Genomic DNA, 17,594 nt, shown 5'->3' on the forward strand with positions numbered 1-17,594 from the left:
TGTGAGCAGCGACATCTCAGGTTCCCTTGATCGCGCGATGGTAACGGCTCTGAAACATCCCGGCGACGACCACGGCCTTTCCGGCTGGCCTGAGCGAGCGTGATCGGCTGACCGGCGGCGCGCTCGATGGCATCATGCCAGGCGCGACCACCCGTCGCACCCTGGGCTGGTACGGTCCGCGCCCGTCCAAGGGCGACAAGCCGCATCGTTACCGCTTCCAGCTGCTGGCGGCCGGCGCCGACCTGTTCTGGCTACGGGTGAGCTGGAGGGCAGCTATGCGGAGCCGGCCGGCGCTGAAACCTCGCCGCTACCGATACGCCGCGCGGCTGGAACAGACTCGGCAGGTTCGGGCTGTCAAAGTATCGCGCCAGGCGCGCCGGGCACGCTCACGCTTCCCGCTCTGCGAACCGCATCAATCGCCACCGCCCCGGACGTAATCAAGAAGGACTACGCAATAATGGAGCGAAATGCCGTCCGGCTCATGTGCCAGTCCTGATATCCCATAATTCGCCACAAAAGTCACGTAACCAAGTCCACCGTGCCATTGCTATCCCTGGCGAAGCTGGAGAATACTAAGCCCGCCAAGTAGTCGTGCCTCTTCTATCGCACTCGTAATTGCGCTATCCTGCCGCTGCAGGAGGCGGCGTTGGACGTGATTGTTGCAGGCTTCTCCGGTTTGAGAAGGATCAGGGCCGTTAGCCGAGCGCTACCTTGTAGTGCGGCGCTGTTGTTGCTGGCCCCCGCTCCGGCGCACGCGGCACCGGAGGTGGGCTTCCCCCGCTACGATCTGGCGAAGTCCTGCGCCCCCATCGCCGACAAGCAAGGGTGCGTGCTGCTGGAAACGCAGGCGAAGGCGGATCTGGCCGCGCGCTGGCCGGCGGCTTCCAAGAAGAAGAAGGCTCGCTGCCGGGAAGCCGGGGAGCAGCAAGGCGGCTCCTATGTGGCGGCGTTGGGATGTCTGGACAGCGAATGACAAGGGCGGAGCGCGCATAACGCCGATTGACGGGTGCAGGATCTGGGGGAGACGATGTCAGTACTGGGTGACGCCTACGACTATGATGTCTTCTTCAGCTACGCCTGGGCGGGCGATACTGGCGACCAGCACATGCGCGAATGGTCGCGCAAGATCGCGGACACGATCGGGACGCTGCTGAGCCAGCGGTTCAATCGCGGCGATGTGCGGCTGAACGCCTTTCTGGATCGCGACGTGCTGCGAGGCGGGCAGGATCTCGACCGGGAGCTCAAATCCGCTGTGCAGCGATCCGGCATCCTTGTCGCCATGGTCAGCGATCATTATGCGTCCGACTATTGTCAAAAGGAGCTGCGTTGGTTCTGTGAAGGGCTGACGGAGGCCAATTTCGCCGATCACGTCTGTATCCTGCGGATGCAGGAGGTCAGAGACGGCAAGTGGCCGACCGCGCTGCTGGGTACCGACGCCAAGCCCCGGTTGTTCATCGATTTCTGCGACGAGCGCGGTCAACCGATCAACATGGCCGGGTTCATTCTCAGCGGATCGCTTGCCGATCTCGTCACTCCGATCAACCGGGCCGTCGTGGAGATCGCCGACAAGATCACTGCGATGCAGAAGAGGATCAGCGCGCGCGAGGCCTATGTTCGCTCGCAGAAGCTGCCCGATGAGCCGGTGATCTTCCTCGAGGCGGAACAGGCCGATCTCGAACAATGGATGTGGTGCAGCGCGCAATTAAGGGCGGTGCCCAGCATCATCTGGCCGCAACGCGCGCCCGTGCCCGCCACGGCGGTGGTGAACGGAGAGGAATATGACGGGTGCGAGGCGCTGCTTCTGCTGCGCAGCCGCGTGGACGACGACATCGGGCGCCGCATCAAGGCGGCTTATCTGTCCCGGCGCAAGCTGTATCGCGATAAGGAACAGGCGATCCCCTGGGCGCTGCTCGACCTGTTCGATGAGCCACCGCCGGAAAGCGACGCTTTTCACCTGCCGCGCGTGCCGTTGAAGGGCGATTGGCTACCGGTACTGAGGGGAGCGCTGCGCGAAGCATGAGTGTTCTCGCGATCGATGCGCCGCAGGCCGAGACGCGCGACACGATCGCGCCGGTCTGCCCCTATCCGGGGCTGCGCCCGTTCAGCGAGCGGGAGTCGCGCGTCTTTTTTGGGCGCGAGGGCGAGGTTGCGGCAATCACCGGGCTGTTGGAGGAGCGCCAACTCGTCGTTGTCCATGGCGCCTCCGGCTGCGGCAAGTCCTCGGTCGTGCGCGCCGGCGTAATCCCGGTCTTCCGGCTCGACGCGATGGCCAACTCGATGGACGCCCGGATCATCATCGTCCGCCCTGGCGATCCCGGCGGGCCGCTTCAGGCGCTCGCGCGCAAGCTGGAACTGGAATTCCCGCGTGAGCGGGACGAGGAAGCGGCGGCTGATGCGGCCGACCTAGGCGATGACGACATGCCCTGGCCCACCCTGCTCGCCGTCAGCCCGGACTGGGCGGAGGATATCGGGGCCATCGCCGCCGCTGCCGACGCTACCTTGTGCATCGTCTTTGATCAGTTCGAAGAGATCTTCGCCGTCAACCGCACCGGCTCCGCCGCTGAGGTGCGCCGGGTCATCGACTTTCTCATCTCACTGGGCGAGCCGGCGCCCGAGGGTACCGCGCTGGGCAAGCGCAGCCTGTCGGTGATCGTGACGATGCGGTCGGATTACCTGGGCCATTGCGCAATATGGGACGGGTTCGCCGAGGCGGTGAACCGCTGCCAGTATCTGCTGCCGCGGATTTCCACCGTGGGGCTGATCCGCGCCATCCACGAACCAGCGCGGCGGGCAGGCGGCTCGGTGACGGATGGCGCGGCCGACCTCCTCATGCCGGTCATCTCGCGGGAAATCGACGGCTTGCCGATCCTGCAGCACGCCTTGATGCGCGCCTGGCATGCCAGTGAAGACGGCCGGGTCAACGGGGCGGCACTGGCGGGGGTAGGCGGCGCGGAGCACGCCCTTTCCCGCCATGCGGACGAAACGCTGGCGGTGGCGGTGGGCGACGACCCCTCCCGCGCCGAGGCGGCGGACTGGATTTTTCGCTCGCTCAGCGATCTCGATTCCGACGGGCGGATCATTCGGCGATCGGTCAGCCTGCGGCAATTGATGGCGGAAACGGGCGCGGAAAGGGAGACGGTCTGCGCGATTCTTGACGCGTTCCGCGCGCGCGCCGCCAGCCTCGTCATGCCGTTCCCGCCCGATCCGCTGGACGAAGATGCGATCGTCAGCGTCAGCCATGAGGCGCTGCTGCGGCAGTGGGAGCGGGTCGCCGACAGCCAGTTCGACCGGAAATTGCGCGCGCGCGGCCTCGTCTATCGTGAATTCCAGGACGGCATGATCTGGCGCTCGCTCGCCATCCAGGCGCAAAGCCATGCGCAGGATGACACCATCGTGCTCGGCGCCGCCGCCACCGAGCAGCGGCTGCCCTGGTATCGCGACCTCCAGAAGCGCCCGGGATGGATCGCCCGGCACTCGCCGCAGGGGGTGCTCGGCGCCGGCTCCACCGGGGACTGGGCCAGCGTCGCCGATCTGATGGCCGCCAGTGATCGCAACTTGCAGCGCGAAAAGGATCTGGTGGCCCGGCTCCGGCGCAACCAGCGGCTGGTGAGCATTTTTGCCGTCAGCATTGTGGCACTGACACTGTTGGTGGCGATGCTGCTCATCTTGAGGGCCGTCGACGAGAAATCCCGGGCGGAGCAGGAAAACTCTGAGGCTGCGGCCGCACTGTCGAAACTGTACAAGATCCAGCTGGATTCTGCCGAGGCGATGGCACGCCGCTATTGCGCCGGCGCTTCCGGCGGGGATACGGTCGAACTGGCCTGCTACGAGCGGCAGAAACGCGCCTATCTGCAGGAACTCGCGCGCAACGCGCGGGCGGCCAATGTCCTTCCGCAGCAAGCAGCGCCGCCCACCGGAACGGCCTTTTCCCCCTTCATCGGCGGCGTTCCAGGCTTGGCTAGGGCGCCGCAATCCGGAGACAAGAAATGAGGAAGATCCGCCCTGGATTGATCGCGGCGGCCACCATCGCCGCGCTGACCGTTGGCGCCGATTCCACTGCGCAGCCGATGGGCAACCGCTGCTTCACGCCGCAATTCTGGTGCTGGCTGCCCAGTTACGCGCCGATGGGCGTATCCTGCTTCTGCGGCACGCCATATGGCCCGGTGTGGGGGCGCGTCGGCTGACCGGGGCGGATGAAGCGATCCGCACCTTCCCTGCCAACGCCTGTACTGCCCCGGCCTGTCCTCCCGGCCCCTGGGGGCGCCTAGATGTCGATCGCGCGCACGAAATCGACCATGAACGGGCGCACCCGTTCCGCGATCTCGTCACCGGCAAGCGCCAGATGCGCAGGCGTGCTGCTGAGCTTGCGCACCGCCTGACGCACCTTGGTTTCCCCATCCTTGAACTTGAAGAACAGCACCTGGGTAATGGTGCGCTTGGCGTCGATGGAAAAACACACCAGCGTCATCTGCGGATTGCCGACATCGTCCACATCGACATGGCCGACCTGGAATTTGGCGCCGCGCGCATGGGCGCTCGACCGATCGAACACGGTGATCCAGGGCGCATCCTCGTCCATGTCGCCCAGCCCTTTCAACACGGCGAGCACGATTGAGGCGGCAGCGGCACCGGGCGCCAGCGCGGCGGTGACGACGGGGATGATCGCGCGGTGCACGTCGCCGCCCTGCTCCTCCAGCCGCCGTTCGACCTGCTCCATATCCGCCAGCCGCCAGCCGACCGTCTGCAATACCTCCGAATATTTGTCGTACCAGGCGAAGGGTTCGGCATCCGGCCTCGTCTTCATCGCCTTGTCGGCGGCAAGCTGCGCCAGCAACATGGTGTCCGCCACGCGGTGGCGCAGGTCGGCGGGCACGGCGGCGGTGAATTCGGTAAGCTGCGTGCCGATGGCCAGCGCTTCCTGCCCAGCGCCCGTTATGGGAACACTTTCAACACCTTCCAAGAAAGCGCCGCTTTCGGGCAAGTCGAGCGCGCGAACATAGTCGCGAACCTTTACAGGACTGCTTTTCAGCATAGAACAGTTCCTTAGCCAGATGGGTGAACGCAAATAACCATGCCGCCGCAACACTTGCAAATCACTTGGACTTGGCGGACAGTGGTAGATGAGAAATCCGCTGGGGTTAACATGTCAACCGACGGTTTCATGCGATCCATGCCGTTCATCTTGCGATGGGAGGGCGGATTTGTGGACCATCCCGCCGATCCGGGCGGCGCAACCAACAAGGGGGTGACGCAGGCGGTCTACGATCGCTGGCGCACGCGTCAGGGGCTGGAGCCCCGCTCCGTCCGGCAGCTGGGGGAAGGCGAGATGAACGCCATCTATCGCCAGGGCTATTGGGTGCCGCCGCGCTGCGACCTGCTGCCGGTCGATCTCGATCTGGTACAGTTCGACACGGCGGTGAACATGGGGCCGGGCCGGGCGGTGAAGTTCCTGCAACATGCGGTGGGCGCCGTGCCGGACGGGGACTTCGGGGAGAATACCCGCAGGGCGGTGGAGCGCGCCGATGGCGGCGCTGTGGCGCGTTATTGCGACCGGCGCCAGCGCTTCTACCACGCCATCGTGGCGAAAAAGCCGTCGCAGAGGGTCTTCCTGAAAGGCTGGATGAACCGACTGAACGCGCTGCGCGGGGCGGCCGGGCTGCCTGGTTTCGAAAGCGTGGGCGCGGTGGTGGACTTCGGCGAGGCCGATTACATCGCCCGGGTGCCCGAGGACGAAAGCGGGGATCCGCTGCTGGACTGAGCATCGCGCGGGAGCACCGGGCCCATGCCCCATATCACCTTCATTCACGGTATTTCGAACAAGCCCCCGGCCAGGGATCTACTCCGCCTCTGGCGCGCGGCGGTGGGCGACGGCACGGACGGGCTGTTGCTTGGCGATCTCGGCATCACCAGCGACGTCGTTTACTGGGCGGACCTGCTCTATGAGGCGCCGGACGACAATCTGGCGGCCTATGAAGGCGTGCTGGAAAACAGCCCGGCGGCGATTGATGCGGGTGGTGACGTGGCGCCCGTCCGGCCGGAAAGCGTCGAGGAGGAAGCCTTTCTGATCGGGCTGCGCGCGAAGATGACGGCGGTAAGCGGCGCGGCGATGGTGGACGAGGCGGTCGGGATGGCGGCCGAAGATGCCCCACCGGCGGCGCTGGAGCGCATTCCGCTGCCCTGGTTCCTGAAGAAGCGCTTTCTGGAAGCTTATCTGCGGGACGTGCACCACTATCTGTTCGACACGCCCTACGCCCCGCCCGGCCGCCCGCCGCCGCTGCCGATCCGCAAGACGATCCGTGACCGGGCGGTCGCGACATTGGGTGCCTCGCGGTCGTCGCCGCATGTCGTCGTTTCGCACAGCCTGGGCACGGTCATCGCTTACGACTGCCTGAAACGGGTGGCGGATTGCCCCGCGATCGACGGGCTCATCACGATCGGCAGCCCACTGGGGCTGGACGAGGTGCAGGACCAGCTCGCCCCCGAATGGTCACGCGAGGACGGCTTCCCTCACGAGCGGCTGCGCGGCGGATGGATCAACCTATTCGATCGGCTGGACCCGGTCTGCGGCTTCGATCCGTCGCTCGCCAATGACTTCAAGGCGGGTGGCGAGCGGCTGGTGGAGGATCTGGTGGTGGAGAATGACGGCGCCTGGCGGCACTCGGGCACCAAATATTTGCGCCAGCCGGCGTTGCGCCGTGCGCTGCGCATCCTTTTGGGAATAGCGGCATGACCGATCCTACCGAGCCATTCGATCCTCCGGACGCCACGGACGCGATGATTGCGCGGCTGAAAGCGGCGAGTGACGACAAAACGGTGAACGAGGCGGTCGCGTTGCTGGACCGGCTCCGCGCGGTACGCGCCTTCGTGCAGGTGGAGCAGCTTGCCGAACAGATCCGCCGGCGAAATCCCGCTCATGTGCGTGCGCGGCGGCTCTACGGCCAGGCATTGATCGAGAGCGGCCGGCCCACGGTGGCGATCGACGTGCTGCGCGGGCTGCGAGACGATCTGCCGCCCAATCATCCCGAACGCGCGAAGGCGGCGGGATTGATCGGGCGCGCGTTCAAGGAGATGTTCTTCGACGCTGGCGATGATGCGGCGCTGGCCGGCTGGGCGCTGGATCACGCGCTGACCGCCTATCGCTTCGCCTATGAAAATGATCCGGTCGCCAATGCGTGGCAGGGCGTCAACCTGCTCGGCCTGTCGGCGAAGGCGCGGGAGATCGGCCGGCCGGTGCCGGTGGATCCGGCGGCGATCGCGCGCGACATCCTCGCGCATGTCGATGCTCTACCCGAGGAGCAGCGCAGCCCCTGGCAAAGCGCATCGGCGGCCACGGCGGCGCTTGCGCTGGGTGACTGGCAAGCGGCGCAGGAGCGCTTCAAGGTTTTCCTCACCGACAAGGGGGCGAGTGCCTTTCAGATCGGCAGTACGCTGCGCGAATTGCTGCGGACCTGGAATATCGAGGGGCGCAGCGGCGGCCGCGATCTGGTCGCCGCGCTCAACGTGCGCATGGCGCAGGAACCGGACGGCGCCGCCGACCTGTCCGTTGACGAGGTGCGGGCGGAAACCGCCCGGCTCAACGCGGCGGATGACAAGGACAAGGCCGGGCGGTTCGAGGCGGTGCTGGGTAATGCCGGCTTTCAATCCTACCGATGGTGGAAGAACGGCATGGAACGGGCGCAGGCGGTCGCCTCCGTGCGAGACAACGTGACGGGGCAGCGCGTCGGCACAGCCTTTCTGACCACCGCGGCCGCCTTCGGGCTTGAAACGCTGGACGATCAGCTGATCGTCACCAACTATCACGTGGTGAACGCCGCGGGCGAGTTCGTCGACCGCAACACCCGCCAGCGCGCGCTGAAGCCCGACGAGGCGGAGGTGGTGTTCGAAGCGGTGGACAGCACCCCCTATCAGGTGGCGGAGATCCTCTGGTCATCCGACAATCAGCGCCACGATGTGACATTGCTTCGGCTGGCCGAGCGCGTGCCCAATGTGCGGCCGCTGAGGACCAACACGCAGCTGCCGCTCCGCGCGGAGGAGCTGGGCGATGGCACGGTGCCGCGCGTCTATGTGATCGGCTATCCCGGCGGGCGCGACCTCGCCTTTTCCTTCCAGGACAATGAACTGCTGGACCATGAGGGCCCGACAAGCGGCCGGCCGCAAATCGAGGGCGTATGCCGCGTGCATTACCGCGCGCCGACTGAGGGCGGCAGCTCCGGCAGCCCGGTCTTCAACTATGGGAGTTGGGAGGTGATCGCCGTTCACCACAAGGGCGGGCGAAGCGGCATGCCAAGGCTGAACGGCGTGGTCGGCGAATATGGGGCGAACGAGGCGATTTCCGTCGCCTGTATCGCGGACGCTATCCGGAAGGAAGCGGCGGCGGGCATGGCAGCGCGAGGGTGATCGCCATGTTGCGCAGGACAGGGTTTCATCCCGTCCCAATCGCCAGAGCAACGCCGACAGACACTCGCTCCGGGCGTGTGGTTCGACAGGCTCAGGCGAGCGGCGTTCTCGAGCCGGGTCACCTTCGCTGCACCAGTGGCTCAGATCTGCTGGATCGCCGACAGGTGCCACTGTCCCTGCGGCTCGCGCTTGAACGTCCACAATTCGGTGGTGTCGGTGACGCGCGACGGGGGCCTTCCAGCACTACAACGGTGCACGCGAAAAGGTCGGCGCGACCTATCTCAAGCGCGTCGTCAGGCTCGCCTTCCGTCAGCGCAAGTGATCGAGGCGATTCTCGCCGGCAAGCAGCGGGCCGGCGTCACAGGCAAGATGCTGCTGGTCGGACCGTCAATCGACCCTTGCTGGAAGAAGCAGGGGCAATCCTTCTTGCCGATGGCGGTTGATGCGTGAACACCTTGGAAATGAGAGGCCTCCCCCGGGACGTCAGGCACATGCTTCACCCGTGTGCCGACATACACACTTACCGGGACGCAACTCGGCGCACGTGGGGTCGCGCCGCTCACGGGATCGTGTTCACGCGACTAAGTTGAGTCCAGCTGGCGGGTCGCCCCTCTTTCCCTGCCGCGCGTACCTGTTACGCTGCTAAGAAACAGGAGAGGGCGGCATGAGCGGCGAAGACCTGCGCGCGTCACTAATCGCATTGACGCCGATGAACCCGGCGTACCAACGCGATCCTCATGCAGTGCTACGTCCGTTAAGTCATCACTGCCCGGTGGCTCGCGACGATGAAGCAGGTACCTTCATCGTCACCCGCTACGCCGACGCGCGTCGTGTCCTCATCGATCGACGCACGTCGCGTGACGGCATGAAGGCAGAGGAAGGCGCCCATCTGGCGCGTCGCCAGGCTGCGCAGCTGCCGACAGAAATACCGCGGACCGAAGTTGTATCTATCCTTCAGCTCGACGATCCCGATCACACACGCATCAGGCGACCGCTGCAACGCGCCTTCCATGCGCGGGTGAGGACCTGCCGGCCGCGCGTGGAGGCAGTTGTTGACGCGGCGCTCAACGCGATTGATCCGGGTCAGCCCTTCGATCTCATGGCTGCGTATTGCGTGCCGATCCCGGTTGAGGCGATTGCGGTCATTCTGGGTGTCGATCATGAGCGGCTGTCCGACTTTCGCACGTGGTCTGAGGGGGTGATCCTCGGGCTAAACCCGTTCCGCTCACCCGAGCAGACGGCGACGCTGGAACATTGTCGTGCCGCGCTCCACGCCTATTTCCACGAGGTGATCGCGGCGCGGCGGGATCACCCGTGCGACGACCTCATCAGCGACATGGTCGCGCTTCAGGCCGAGGGCGCTGACATCAATGAGGACGAACTGGCAGTAAACCTCATTGCCCTCCTTGTTGGCGGCAATCTCACGACGACCGATCTTATTGGCAATGGCGCTCGGCTGTTGATGTTGAACCCGCGCGAGCGCGACAAACTGCTCGCCGATCCCGCGCTCGCCCCCGCGCTGGTCGAGGAAGTGCTCCGTTACGAAGGCCCCGTCGATATGACGCAGCGGATCATGGGAGAGGACGTGGTGGTGGGCGGTTGTCCCGTTGCCGCACGCCAAGTGGTATCGACCGTTTTACGTGCGGCCAATCGCGACCCTGAGATCTTCGAAGAACCGGACCGGTTTCTCATCGACGCCAAGCGCCCGCCCCACCTTGCCTTTGGCGGCGGCAGCCACATCTGCATCGGCGCACCTCTGGCCCGACTGGAAGGTCAGATTGCGTTGCTGAAGTTGTTCCAGCGCTTTCCTGAATTGCGCATGGTGGATGCCGATGCGGTGCCCGCCTGGCGCACGCTGCCGTTCTTCCGCGGAATGGAGGAGTTGATGGTCACGGCGTGACCGCTCGGAGCGGCCGGCGCATTTCGCCAGCCTCCCAACTTACGGGCGAGGCGGACCGCTTAGGAGGATAGCCGATAGCAAGACCATCTCGAGACTTGAGTGAAGCCTCGGGTGGTCGGTGAGGGGGTCCGCGGCTGTCATCACTACGCACGCTGCACCGAGGACGGAGCTGAACTGGGCCTTTGGCACCCTCCGCCGGTTCTACATCGCCCGTTTCTTGTGCAGCGCTGGTGCTTGGTCCCACGGTCACGCTGCAAACCAAAGCTCGCACACCTAACAAAGCAGGCCGGTGACCCCTTGCGGTTCGTCATTCTTCTATGTCTGGCTCCATTCGCTTCGGCGCCATCTGACAACAACGCACACCACCCTCTTGATCGGCTTAGCCGTGAGCCTGTTGCCCGCAGGTCAGCACCAAGCGGCAGAGTTCAATACGTCCGTTGATGTCGAGCTTGGCGAACACGCGCCGCAAGTGCGTCGATACGGTCCAGTGGCTAATCCCAAGGTGGATCGCGACTGCCTTATTGGAAAGCCCCCGCGCCACCATTTCCGCAATCTCCCGCTCGCGCGGGGAAAGAGCGTCAAGCGAGGTCAGCAGGGCATCGTGTCGGGGCGCAACCGGCATTGTGTCGCGGTGACCCCAGGCCGCTTGCGCGGCGGAAGGCCACAGATCAGCGGGCTCCTGCCCCGCTACTTGCATTCCGGCTCGCATGTTCCGCGTCCCTGATTGCCGTTGTCATCCTAAGCCGACAGCCCGCGCGAGACCCGTGCCGCCGGCCTGAACGTCACCACATTGTCCCGGCCAGGTCCGGGCTGATTGCGCAACCCCAGCGACTCCGCGCTGGTCAGCCAGTCGTCGCAGGCATCGACGATCGCTTCGAGCAGCGATTCAAAGTCGATCCGCACTGTGTTGAGGAGGTAATCCTCCGCCAGCCAGCGCAGGATCTCCCGACCGGTCACGGCCATCCGGCTGCGCTGCGAGGTCACGGGTATCTCCTTCAGATACCGTTTCATGATCTCCTCCAGAGCATCCCACGCGTTGTCGGCGCCAAAGAGGTTGATGACATCATTCGAGCCAAGGATATCGAACGCCTCCTGCAACAGCGTCATCACTTCACTGCGCAGCACCGCGACATGGCCGTAGGATACCTGTTTGAGATTGTGGCGAAGGTCGAGCCCGGACCGACGCACCACCGCCATGCTGCCGAACGTCTCGCGCCCACCATCGGGACGAAGCACCTCCGACACCCGCTTGTCCTCGAAGAAGCGTGACACATGCTGGCAGAAGGTGCTCAGCAGCGCATGGAAGGCGGTGTTCGGTTCTGCGCCGCTGGGAGGCAGCGATTCCGTATATCCAAACACCTTCCGATACACGGATCGGCGCTCGCGCTGGGTGTAGCGTAGCACGCGCTTGCGATCGAACTGGTATAGCGAAAGCGCACCTGGCCCGTCCGACAAACGCACTTCGCCAGACTGGAACAGCTGCTGAAGCTTCAGCACGCCGCGGAACACGCCGGCCCGCTCATGCTGGTATATGTAGTATAGGTCCGCAACCGCTGTGAGCCGGTCGCGGCTGATCTGGTCGTCATACGTGGGAACGAGCGGCGCTGGACGCACCTCGTCCAGCCGGCTGGCGACACGATCGCCCAGGCCGATCAGGCTGGCGAGGCCACCATCGTCCTCCGGAGCACCAGGGACTGCCTTCAGCGCGTCCATCAGGAGCGTTTCGGCATCGCTGATATATTGGTTGATAAGCTCGGCCTGGGCAGGCGTCTTGGCCAGCTCGTCGCGCGCGTCACGAACCATGGTGGCCCGTAGCGCCTGGAGTTTCGCGAGGAGGTCGTTCAGCTCACCGAGGGTTTGCGGATTGTTGGCCATGATGTGCGGCTCCGGTTCGAGAACAACGCATGGGATCAATCGTCGCTGTCACTGCCCTGCTTGCCGGCAAGGACATTCGCCTGCTCGCTTGCCGACGCGAGATAGCCAGCAAGCTCCAGCAGCTGGATGCGTGGCAGCGGCCGTGACAGACCCAGGCGGCGACTTTCGGCGAAGCGCCCCGCGGCCTTGGAGAGGCTGTCCAGCTCACCGGCGAGCAATTGCGCCTGATTGCGTCGCAGCGTGACGGCGCGGTTCTCTGCGCCGGCATAGGCAAGCGCGACTGACCGAACCCAGCGGATGAACTGGCCGATCGACAGGCGCACCGTTCCCGTGTCGCTCTTGGGTTCGAGCTGGACGTCCTGTTCAGGAATGTCGGTACCCGATCGCTCCAGATAGGCTTCGAGCTGATCCGCCGAGGCGAGCGCTGCGGTCAGCAATTCCTCCAGCCGCGCCGCGGCGACGCCCAGCTGCGCACCGCTTTGACTGGCGGTCAGGCGCTTGCAGATGGACTCTTGGAGCGAGATCAGGTTGGCGAGCTCGGTACGAACCTCTTCATCGCGCACCACGCTGGTCGGTGCGCACAATTCGTCGTCGCGGAAGCTCGTCATGATGTCGATCTGCTCCTCCACGCCGGAGGCGTTGGCGAGCGCGTCGGAAAGGCGGGAGCGGGCGGTGCCGTCCACTTCCACAATCTCGGCATTGTCTAGATAGTCGCCGATCGCTTGGTTCAGCCGGCGGAGCTGGAATTTGGCGCGCGGCGGGTTCACGCCCATCGGATCGCGTGCGGTCTCAACAAGGGCGTCCAGCTCACGGCGGATGACCTCTCGCTCCACCGAGCCTTCGGTCCATGGTGAGGCAAGCTGAAAGCGCGCCATACTGGGCAAGCGATCGAGGATGCCGAGCAGCGCATCCGCCTCGGCACGGAGCAGGTTGGCGTTCACCAGACCGCGCCCGCGCAGCAGCTGGCTTGAGCCATAGGGGTCGCGGCTGAAGGGCTGTGGATCAGTGCGCTGGTATACGCGGTTGCCGTCCCTGTCCCGCGAACTGAAATTGCGGGACAGCGCGTCGATTAATCGTGCGCGGGCGGCATCCGGATTGCTGCTCGCCGGCAGCTGAACGCCGTCATGCGGAAGACCGATAGAATCCAGTGTGGCCGCCATTTGATCTGACACCCTGTCGAAACGGTGCCCTGACGTACGCCCCGGCCCCATCGATCCACCGCCCAGAAGCGCAACCGCGGCGGCGATCTCGCTCACGTCGCTAAACTGCCGTCCGACCGGATCGTCCGTCGTGCTCATGACAATTGCCTCCTTCACATCCAGGCCGGGCGACACCGCCACGATCGTTTCAGCAAGTTCGCCGCAGCTCTTCTGCAGCGCCTCGAAGTGGCGCTCGGTAAGTGACCAGAGTGCGGCGCTCTGACCGGCCGCGCCGTCGCCTTGCAGCTCCCGGTCCAGGTCATCGGAATTGTCGCGGCTCAGCACGCCGTCGCGGAGCACGTCGCACAATTCCACCGCGTGGCTGACTGCCGCGCCGGGTCGCTCGTCTGCCAGCGCCGCCAACGCCTCCGTTCCTCGTCGCTCGGCCAACCGCAGCCCTTCGATCAGATTGGCGAGCAACCGGGTGTCGCCGCGTTGCCGCAGCTTGCCGATCGGCAGGCGCGCCTGTCGGATCTGCCGCAACACGGCTTCCAGAACCTCGCGGAAACCGGAAAGCGGCAGTGCGTCCGTTTCCTGTGCGGATAGGGGGGCGTCGATCATTCAACCTCTCCCCAACGCTGCATAGAAGTTGCGCGCCAGCACCTCTGGCGGCGTCTTTCCCCAAGCTAGCGCCTGGCGCACCGCGGCGATCAAGAACCGCTCCGGCAGGACGCCGGTGTCCATTCCCACCTGCAGCCGCTCCGCCGCTTCGCGCACCAGCATGGCGTGTTTGGGCTCGAACCGGATGACATCCGCAAGCGCCTTGCCGCCATACTGGTTAAACGGCTGAAAACAGATAGCATCGAGCACGGCATCGATTTGTTCGTTCAGCCGGGCGCGAACCCAATCAGGGATCGGTGCCCAGACGGCAGGCGGGTAGAGGGCGTCCCAGGCGCGGCGGAATGCCCGTGCGTCCCCGCCGAACCCAATCCGCTCGAGCAGCCGAAGCCCGAGCGGGACGCGGATCACCGGCGTCGGATGGACTGCCTCATCGTTCCAGGCGGCGCTCGACTCTCGTGAACGCCCGACCACGTCCATCAGCGAGCCGACGTACGCGGGCCCGATCAGCAGCACGCCGGCGAGATCCGCATAGGTTTCTTTATGCCAGCGCTGCCACACCGCGGCATTACGGGCCGGCAGAGCCTTTGCCTTGAATTGCGCCCCGATGCGGCCAGGCATCACTTCCCAAAGACCAAGATCGCTTTGAAGATTGTGCGCCACCTCATGCGGCACGGCTCCCAGCGACCAAGGGTTGAGCAAGCGGTGATAGGGTACCTTCACCAGTGGAAATGGATTGGGCTGCCGGCCGAGCCGCGCCAGCCGAACCCCGCGGCGGAAGGTGGCAGGGCCGAAGCCGGTCTCCATATAGGAGAACGGTGAGGGCGACGGGATGGAACGCGCGCGGCCGAGACCGAGGTAGACGGCCTGGTAGCAATCGAGCGCTACCCGATCGAGCGCACCCAGCCAGTTGGCAAAAGGTCCGGTGCGCTGCCCGAACATGTTGAGATAAAATTCCCAGACCTGCTCTGTCTCGCGCGCCAGCGTTTCGCTGCGCTCCTTGAGGGTCAGCAGCGCGTCCCGCTCGGTATCGCCCCCGGTCAGCACGTTACGCGCATGGATCGCCAGCTTTCGTTCCTCGCGCTCCTGGCGCAGCCGAGCGGCGGCGATCATCCGGTTCACCGCATCAAGGTGAGCGGCGCTGGGGGACGATGGGCCGGTGCCGAACTCGCCCGCGCGGAACGGACGCAACCCATTCACGTACCGACGTGAATTGACGGCCGTTCGCCAAGCAAAATAGGTCAGCGCGGCAGGCGGGGTGCGAAGAGCGAGCGTGGCAGTCGGACGCGTAGCGACGCGCGCTGCCGCCGTGCTTCTGCGTTCCACGAGCGCATGGCTCGGAAGGAGGGCAGGGCTGGTCATGATGCCACATCCAGACCGCTCGGCCATTGACCGATCGGCCGCCCTACATTGCGGGCTTCGCTCTCCTGCTCGCGCAGGATGGAGGCGGCGGACAAGAATTGGCTGATCAGCTTGGCGGCCGCTTCGATCGCTTGCTGGTCGATGATCCCGACACGATTGGCCGCGACCGCGAGGGCCGAGGAGATTGCCGCGTTCAGAACCGTTTCGGTTAGGGAAGAGGAACCATCGGCGTCGCTCAACAGCTTGCCGAGAATCTGCACGAAATCGCTGGACGCGCTGGATATGAGTAAGTTGACGATTTGCGGCGGGTAGCGGCGCGGGCTCAGCGCCACTTCCACGCCCTTGCGAAAGGCAGGGAGCGCCATGCGACGATAGCGGGTCAGCATGGCGTGGCGATGGTCGCGCTTGCTCCTCGCCGCCTGGCCTCGCATTTGGGCGCGAGTGGTGCGAAGCCGGTCCACGCGGATGCGTTCGCGCGAGGGCGGAAGGCCGCCGCGCTGGCGGGCACCCGGCCGCAGCTCCTCGTCAGGTTCGCCCGGCGCTCGGGGCAGCAGCTCGGTATTGCCCTTGCCCCTTGGCGTCGGCAGCCCCAAGCCCGGCAGGGTGTCTGTTCTGCCGGGCCGGCTCGCAAGCAACTGACGCGCGTGGGTCAGCATCGCCGACGCCCGTCCCAGCGCCTGCCGCCGAGCGCCATCCAGTTGTGGAGCGATGGGCGCCAGAGCGCCGAGCCGCCATTGCAGCTTGGCGACGAAATTGCCCTGCACCTCGCGAGTGACACCAAGCCGCCGCGCGGCGTATTGACGCGGGGTCATGTTCGCCGCTGTTGCCGCGTAATGCCTGGCATTGACCAGGGCGAGCCCTGCGTCACTCACCAGTCGGTCGACATCCTCGACTCTCACGGCTCGTCTCCCCACTTTTACGGGGTGGATCCAGTTTAGAAGAACCGCTCCGCAGCGGCCACGGCTTTCTTGTCGATACCCCGCTTTTTGGTCGCATTGTCGGCGAGTGCCTTCGCTATCACTTGGGGATTGGAAAGCGTGCGGCTGGCATGACGCGCCATCACCCGGACTGCTGTGCGCGGCGTGACTGGCCGGCCGGACTGGACCTTGCGAGTCAGGGTCGCGACCGTCTTCTTCTGAATGGTCGGCAGGGTCCGGATCAAAGCCTTTGCCCGCGGGTCGCGACTGGTGGCGAGACGCCGGGCGACATCGCTGCCGGCCTTTGCCAGAACCGGCATGACCGCCTTCACCGGAAGCGGTGCCCGGCTTGCAATCGTCACGGTCAGCGCGGAACCGAGCGCGCTGGCGTCAAGCGGCGTTGACCGGGCCGCGGCCGCCGCCATTGCCTCCGAGAGCTGGTCGTCCGTGGGAGGCACGCGCACGGGTGCGTTCAGCTCGTCCTCGGTTTCCCCTTCGTCTTCCGACTCCATGTTTTTGACGAAGCCCCCCAGCTTGCCGCCGATCGCAGCACCGGCGGGGCCGCCAAGCGCTCCGCCGATGACGCTGCCAATGGCTGGTGCAAACTTCTTGGCGATCGGAGCCACGACCTTGGCGGCTTTCTTTGCCGCGCTCCAGATCTTCCCAAAGAACGGGTCTCCTTCCATGTCCCCGAATTGATCGAACTGGTCAAACGGCTCGAACTGGTCGAAGCTTTCGCCCTCCCAGGCTTCCTGGTCGAAGCCATCAAAGCCATCATATCCATCGGCGCCGCTGCCGCCGCTGAGCGATTCATATTCAGCAAGCGCGCCATTGCCGCCGCCATTCTCGCTCTCGGCTTGCATAAAGCCGTACCCGTCTGCTTCATTCAGCTCAAAGGGGTCGGCCTCCATCTCGCCATAGGTCTGGGTTTCGTACATGGTCTGGGCTCCTCCGCACGATACGGCTTGAGCTTGGGAGGCCGACCCTCTCGGCCGACTCCGAAGTCGACGAGTAGGATCGCTCCGTTGGGCGGCACCGGACTAGTCGCACTGACCAACTACCCCGTTCATGGTAGCTCATTCACACGGGCGGTGCGGCAAAGGAATCGACCAAAAGAAGAACCGTCAGCGGCCGGATCTCGGCACCTGAGCTTGTGAGGGGTGACTGATCGCGACGTTGGCTGGCAGGAACTGCGGGAGCGCTAGCCCGACCTACGCGGGCGTGCAGAGTGCGAGAAGTCAGCGAGACTTATCTCACCCGCGTTGCGCGGGGATCGCAAGGCAGCCGATCGCCAGTTGGTTCAGGGCCACGCCACCGCCCCAGATCCTGTCGGCCCGGGCCGACCGGTCCCCGAAAATGAACGAGGGTCGCGCAATCGTAACCAAG

Annotated in this window: 17 protein-coding genes; 10 read left to right on the forward strand and 7 right to left on the reverse strand. The window is 65.2% G+C overall.

Translation table 11 applies throughout. The annotated features are described in order from the left end of the window. Positions 1-56 precede the first annotated feature (56 nt). The 5 genes from LQ954_RS16345 (at position 57) to LQ954_RS14200 (ending at position 4,184) form a co-directional block, all read left to right on the forward strand. On the forward strand, positions 57-437 hold the full coding sequence (locus tag LQ954_RS16345; RefSeq protein ID WP_443026639.1) for a hypothetical protein: 381 nt from the start codon (positions 57-59) through the stop codon (positions 435-437). Positions 438-646: 209 nt separating this feature from the next. After that, the gene (locus LQ954_RS14185) at positions 647-973 is read left to right on the forward strand and encodes a hypothetical protein (RefSeq protein ID WP_231023699.1); all 327 of its coding nucleotides are present in this window, start codon (positions 647-649) and stop codon (positions 971-973) included. 54 nt (positions 974-1,027) lie between these two features. Then, positions 1,028-2,020, forward strand: coding sequence for a toll/interleukin-1 receptor domain-containing protein (locus LQ954_RS14190; protein ID WP_231023700.1), 993 nt, complete (start codon positions 1,028-1,030; stop codon positions 2,018-2,020). Further along, the gene (locus LQ954_RS14195) at positions 2,017-3,990 is read left to right on the forward strand and encodes an ATP-binding protein (RefSeq protein ID WP_231023701.1); all 1,974 of its coding nucleotides are present in this window, start codon (positions 2,017-2,019) and stop codon (positions 3,988-3,990) included. Before LQ954_RS14190 ends, LQ954_RS14195 begins: the two co-directional genes overlap by 4 nt. After that, positions 3,987-4,184 carry a hypothetical protein gene (locus tag LQ954_RS14200; RefSeq protein ID WP_231023702.1) on the forward strand — a complete coding sequence of 66 codons (198 nt, stop codon included), beginning with the start codon at positions 3,987-3,989 and terminating at the stop codon, positions 4,182-4,184. Before LQ954_RS14195 ends, LQ954_RS14200 begins: the two co-directional genes overlap by 4 nt. 80 nt (positions 4,185-4,264) lie before the next feature. On the opposite strand, the gene LQ954_RS14205 is transcribed toward LQ954_RS14200, so the two are convergent. Further along, complete coding sequence (locus LQ954_RS14205; RefSeq protein ID WP_231023703.1) at positions 4,265-5,032, reverse strand: hypothetical protein; 768 nt, start codon at positions 5,030-5,032, stop codon at positions 4,265-4,267. A 138-nt stretch (positions 5,033-5,170) separates the two neighbouring features. Here LQ954_RS14205 and LQ954_RS14210 point away from each other — a divergent pair, with 138 nt between their 5' ends. From LQ954_RS14210 to LQ954_RS14225, 5 genes are all read left to right on the forward strand, one after another. Beyond that, complete coding sequence (locus LQ954_RS14210; RefSeq protein ID WP_231023704.1) at positions 5,171-5,758, forward strand: glycoside hydrolase family 108 protein; 588 nt, start codon at positions 5,171-5,173, stop codon at positions 5,756-5,758. 24 nt (positions 5,759-5,782) lie between these two features. Continuing rightward, positions 5,783-6,730: a hypothetical protein gene (locus LQ954_RS14215; protein ID WP_231023705.1), complete on the forward strand. Its 948-nt coding sequence runs from the start codon at positions 5,783-5,785 to the stop codon at positions 6,728-6,730. After that, a complete protein-coding gene (locus tag LQ954_RS14220) occupies positions 6,727-8,397 on the forward strand; it encodes a serine protease (RefSeq protein WP_231023706.1) in 1,671 nt (556 codons plus the stop codon). The genes LQ954_RS14215 and LQ954_RS14220 overlap by 4 nt, the downstream gene beginning before the upstream one ends. 318 nt (positions 8,398-8,715) lie before the next feature. Beyond that, a complete protein-coding gene (locus LQ954_RS16170) occupies positions 8,716-8,847 on the forward strand; it encodes a hypothetical protein (RefSeq protein WP_269142333.1) in 132 nt (43 codons plus the stop codon). A gap of 214 nt (positions 8,848-9,061) precedes the next feature. Continuing rightward, positions 9,062-10,297: a cytochrome P450 gene (locus tag LQ954_RS14225; protein ID WP_231023707.1), complete on the forward strand. Its 1,236-nt coding sequence runs from the start codon at positions 9,062-9,064 to the stop codon at positions 10,295-10,297. Positions 10,298-10,676: 379 nt separating this feature from the next. On the opposite strand, the gene LQ954_RS14230 is transcribed toward LQ954_RS14225, so the two are convergent. The 6 genes from LQ954_RS14230 to LQ954_RS14255 form a co-directional block, all read right to left on the reverse strand. Continuing rightward, positions 10,677-10,919: a helix-turn-helix domain-containing protein gene (locus LQ954_RS14230; protein WP_231023708.1), complete on the reverse strand. Its 243-nt coding sequence runs from the start codon at positions 10,917-10,919 to the stop codon at positions 10,677-10,679. A gap of 116 nt (positions 10,920-11,035) precedes the next feature. Further along, positions 11,036-12,172 (reverse strand): hypothetical protein, encoded by a 1,137-nt coding sequence (locus LQ954_RS14235; protein WP_227772122.1) that lies wholly within the window; start codon positions 12,170-12,172, stop codon positions 11,036-11,038. Positions 12,173-12,207: 35 nt separating this feature from the next. Further along, a complete protein-coding gene (locus LQ954_RS14240; RefSeq protein ID WP_231023709.1) occupies positions 12,208-13,932 on the reverse strand; it encodes a hypothetical protein in 1,725 nt (574 codons plus the stop codon). Beyond that, positions 13,933-15,291 carry a hypothetical protein gene (locus LQ954_RS14245; RefSeq protein WP_231023710.1) on the reverse strand — a complete coding sequence of 453 codons (1,359 nt, stop codon included), beginning with the start codon at positions 15,289-15,291 and terminating at the stop codon, positions 13,933-13,935. It lies immediately after the preceding gene. Beyond that, positions 15,288-16,190: a hypothetical protein gene (locus tag LQ954_RS14250; RefSeq protein ID WP_231023711.1), complete on the reverse strand. Its 903-nt coding sequence runs from the start codon at positions 16,188-16,190 to the stop codon at positions 15,288-15,290. The genes LQ954_RS14245 and LQ954_RS14250 overlap by 4 nt, the downstream gene beginning before the upstream one ends. A 35-nt stretch (positions 16,191-16,225) precedes the next feature. Beyond that, on the reverse strand, positions 16,226-17,146 hold the full coding sequence (locus tag LQ954_RS14255) for a hypothetical protein (RefSeq protein WP_231023712.1): 921 nt from the start codon (positions 17,144-17,146) through the stop codon (positions 16,226-16,228). Between the last annotated feature and the right edge of the window lie 448 nt (positions 17,147-17,594).

Source organism: Sphingomonas sp. IC-11, from assembly GCF_021043365.1.
Classification (GTDB): domain Bacteria; phylum Pseudomonadota; class Alphaproteobacteria; order Sphingomonadales; family Sphingomonadaceae; genus Sphingomonas.